General features: G+C 33.1%; 3 protein-coding genes. All 3 read right to left on the bottom strand.

Translation table 11 applies throughout. From position 1 onward, the window contains the following. Positions 1-115: 115 nt before the first annotated feature. Positions 116-400 (bottom strand): hypothetical protein, encoded by a 285-nt coding sequence (locus WBQ70_RS05615; RefSeq protein ID WP_423911549.1) that lies wholly within the window; start codon positions 398-400, stop codon positions 116-118. Positions 401-500: 100 nt separating this feature from the next. Next, complete coding sequence (locus WBQ70_RS05610) at positions 501-1,823, bottom strand: phosphatidylserine decarboxylase family protein (RefSeq protein WP_423911547.1); 1,323 nt, start codon at positions 1,821-1,823, stop codon at positions 501-503. Positions 1,824-2,046: 223 nt separating this feature from the next. Further along, positions 2,047-2,793, bottom strand: a complete 747-nt coding sequence (locus WBQ70_RS05605; protein WP_423911546.1) for a LytR/AlgR family response regulator transcription factor — start codon at positions 2,791-2,793, stop codon at positions 2,047-2,049. Positions 2,794-3,195 lie beyond the last annotated feature (402 nt).

The following is a 3,195-nucleotide window of genomic DNA, read 5'->3' as shown; positions in this document are numbered from 1 at the left end:
AAAAAACAATAAATCCTTAATATTCTTTAAAAACTGCTACGCAATTCAAATTTATAGTTAGATTAAGAAAAGGAATAGAATCAAACACTTGATTCTATTCCTTCATACTATAAAATTATATTCTTGTAATACCTGTAATATGAGGCTTACCAGTTAAAGGAGCATAAATTTCAACAATAGCTTCCCAAATTACATCGGATGGAGGCATAGAAGCCGTACATTTATAACGGTAGTTTTTACCAGCTACGATTTGAGTTGACACTGCATTTGGAGTATAAATCACTCCTAAAAATCCTTGTAATGCTTGATTAAAGATTTCTTGATCTTGAGTTGTTAATGGATGAAACGGAGACCATCCTCCTACTAATGTTGCTTCTTGTGTTGGGGCTTGATTTAACATAATAACTATTTTGTTTTTCCTACTCTTTAGGATTTTCGGATACGTCCTCGTTTTTATAGTGGTTTCTGAACTCCACTTTTTTTATATAATTCAGTACTGTTTATTGCACGACACCTATTCTTGCTTTTAAAGGAATGTTAGATGTATTTAAACCTGGCGTTTGATTGTGAAAATCAAAATCTATATTCACCTCTGGTCTAAAGATTAAACAATGTGTAGATCCTCCAAAATGAAAGGTTCCTATTGGATCTCCTTTACTTACTTTTTGACCTACCGTTACTGTTATCTCACAACTAGAAACCTCAGCCATACCAATAGCGACAAAACACATCAAACCTATTTTAGGATTATCTGACTGAATAAAAACCAACGCTCTTGCTGCTATTTCAGCAATATAACCCTGAGAATCATTTGGGCCTGATGGATCAAATCCTTCTACAGGCGCTTCGGCATAATACGTACCTGCTACATTTTGTATTGCTACAATTTTTCCATCTACAGGACTATTCCATCTATGATAGGTTTTGGCACACAAAAAAGCCTGATATACAGTACTATTATCTCCAAACTCAGCTGCTAACTTATGATTATCCATCATATCTAACAAGGAATAAGGTTGCCCTTTCATCCAAAATTTATCTTTCATTTTAGCATCGGTCACACAATTGTAAGGAGCCGACTCACAGGCATTCACAATCACATTGGGATCTTGATCAACCGCACTAACTTCCCTTACTCCAAGATTAAATTCTCTTGTAAAAAAAGCATCCCAACTAGCATAACCATAATATGGCTTTGTCGAATCACATTGGTAATTGTAACTAAAATTTGCTTTGGCATCATAAGGATTATTCCCTATTCCTCTTAGTGGATCCATTGCTGCAATTGCCTCTAATGCTTGTGGAGAAAACCAGCCAATAGGATTACTATAATCCATTTGCACTTGAGCAATAGGTCCATCAACCAAAACATACTGAGAGGAAGTTGTTTCTAAAAACTGCTTCCAAACATTCAAAATATCTCTTAGTTTTTGATTGACCAATGTATTTGTAAAAGCCAAATAACCACCTTGAGTTCCCATTGCCCAGTCTAAAATGGCATTTATTGGAAAACCAACCAAACCTATTTTATCTTCGACTACACTGTAACAAGGCGCTTCTGTCAAAATTTGGTTGATAATCAAAAGCATGGTTTCAAAATTCTTAACTGGCTCATTATATCCTTGCGGAATTTCATCATACATACTCACAAAACTCATGTACAAAATGGAGTCTGCATAAATAGCTTCTCGCAAACTTGCCACTGCTGGATGCAACGGTAATGGATTTACTTTTACTTGTTTGATTTTAGTTTCAATCCAATGATTCAAAAAAGAAGTATCTGAAGGCAACCATTTTCCAACTCTATATTTAACGTGATTCATATTAATGTATTTGAGGATATAACTAATTTTCACTTACAAAAAAAAAGACATTTTCTTATTTGTTTTTTTTATAAAACTATTACAATAAATATGGCACACGGAATAATAAGACAGGAAGACTGGAATGATTGTCATAAGACTACAAAAAAGCAGTAGTAAATCCATGAAACAAAAAAATCCCTCATCAAATGATGAAGGATTAGTTGTTATTTGTATAAAAAAATTATTTCAAGATTCGAAACTGATTTGCAAAGTCTTTATATTTATCGCTTAAAATCACATTGTGATTGTTCTTGAGCCAAACCAAATTATCCTGAGGAACGATTTCAATTATTTTATCAATATTTATCAAAAAATTACGGTGTGTTCTACAAAATACTTTGGGATCTAAAAGTTCCATTATTTTAGTCAGTGACATCAAAATCAAAAACTTCTCTTGTTCTGTCACAATTTTACAATAACGATCTTCAACCTCCACATAAATAATATCAGTAAGCAAGACCTTCTTCAAGGCTTTGTTTTTTTTGATAAACAAATATTCCTGACTAATTACCGTATCTTGATCTTCACTCAAAAAAACATTGGGTTGTTTGTAAAATTTCTCGACCGCCATTTCCAAAGCATATAGAATTTCCAATTCATTGAAAGGTTTCATCAAAAAACTATAGGGCTGTGTCAACTTCGCTCGTTCAAAAATTTGTCTATCTCTTGAACTCGTTAAAAAAACAAACGGCTTAGAGGCATTTGGAACTGCATTTATAGTTTCAGCAAATGTAATTCCTTCAGGATTTCCATCTAAAAAAACATCAATTACAAGCACATCAACGGTATTACTATAAAACAAGGTTAAAGCCTCAGCATAGGTTTGAGCTACTCCTACGATGTTATAATTATTTTGAATCAGTACTTCGACTAAAGCTTCACTTTCAGTTGCTGTGTCTTCAATAATTAAAACGTTGATATTGTCCATAGATTCTATATAGTTTTGTGGTATTTACTAACTGCTTTGATACAAATATAGACATTCCTTTAATACTAACAAGAATGAGAAAGCACGATAAAAACAAATGGATTGAATGAGTGGAATGAAATTAGTTTTTGATAAAACAATTATTTCTATTTTATCGTATCGATCTTGTCGAAGTAAACTCTTGTAAAAGGTCTTCGACACGCTCAGACTGACATTTTACCTGAAATAGGTTCCATTTTGTCACACTATACTTCTCGAAGTGAACTCTTGTAAAGGGTCTTGAACAAGCTTAGACTGACATACTTTCTATTGTTGAAAATCCCGACTACTTTCTAGCTATTGGCAATCCAACGATCATTTTAGTTCCTCTATTCAATTTTGTTTCGATTGAGAAAACACCGC

The sequence above is a fragment of the Flavobacterium sp. genome (assembly GCF_049590715.1).
Taxonomy (GTDB): domain Bacteria; phylum Bacteroidota; class Bacteroidia; order Flavobacteriales; family Flavobacteriaceae; genus Flavobacterium.
This window is presented reverse-complemented; position numbering and strand designations above follow the sequence as displayed.

Coding starts and splice junctions, on each gene's coding strand:
- WBQ70_RS05615 (WP_423911549.1), bottom strand. CDS start 400: ATGTTAAATCAAGCCCCAACACAAGAAGCAACATTAGTAGGAGGATGG.
- WBQ70_RS05610 (WP_423911547.1), bottom strand. CDS start 1,823: ATGAATCACGTTAAATATAGAGTTGGAAAATGGTTGCCTTCAGATACT.
- WBQ70_RS05605 (WP_423911546.1), bottom strand. CDS start 2,793: ATGGACAATATCAACGTTTTAATTATTGAAGACACAGCAACTGAAAGT.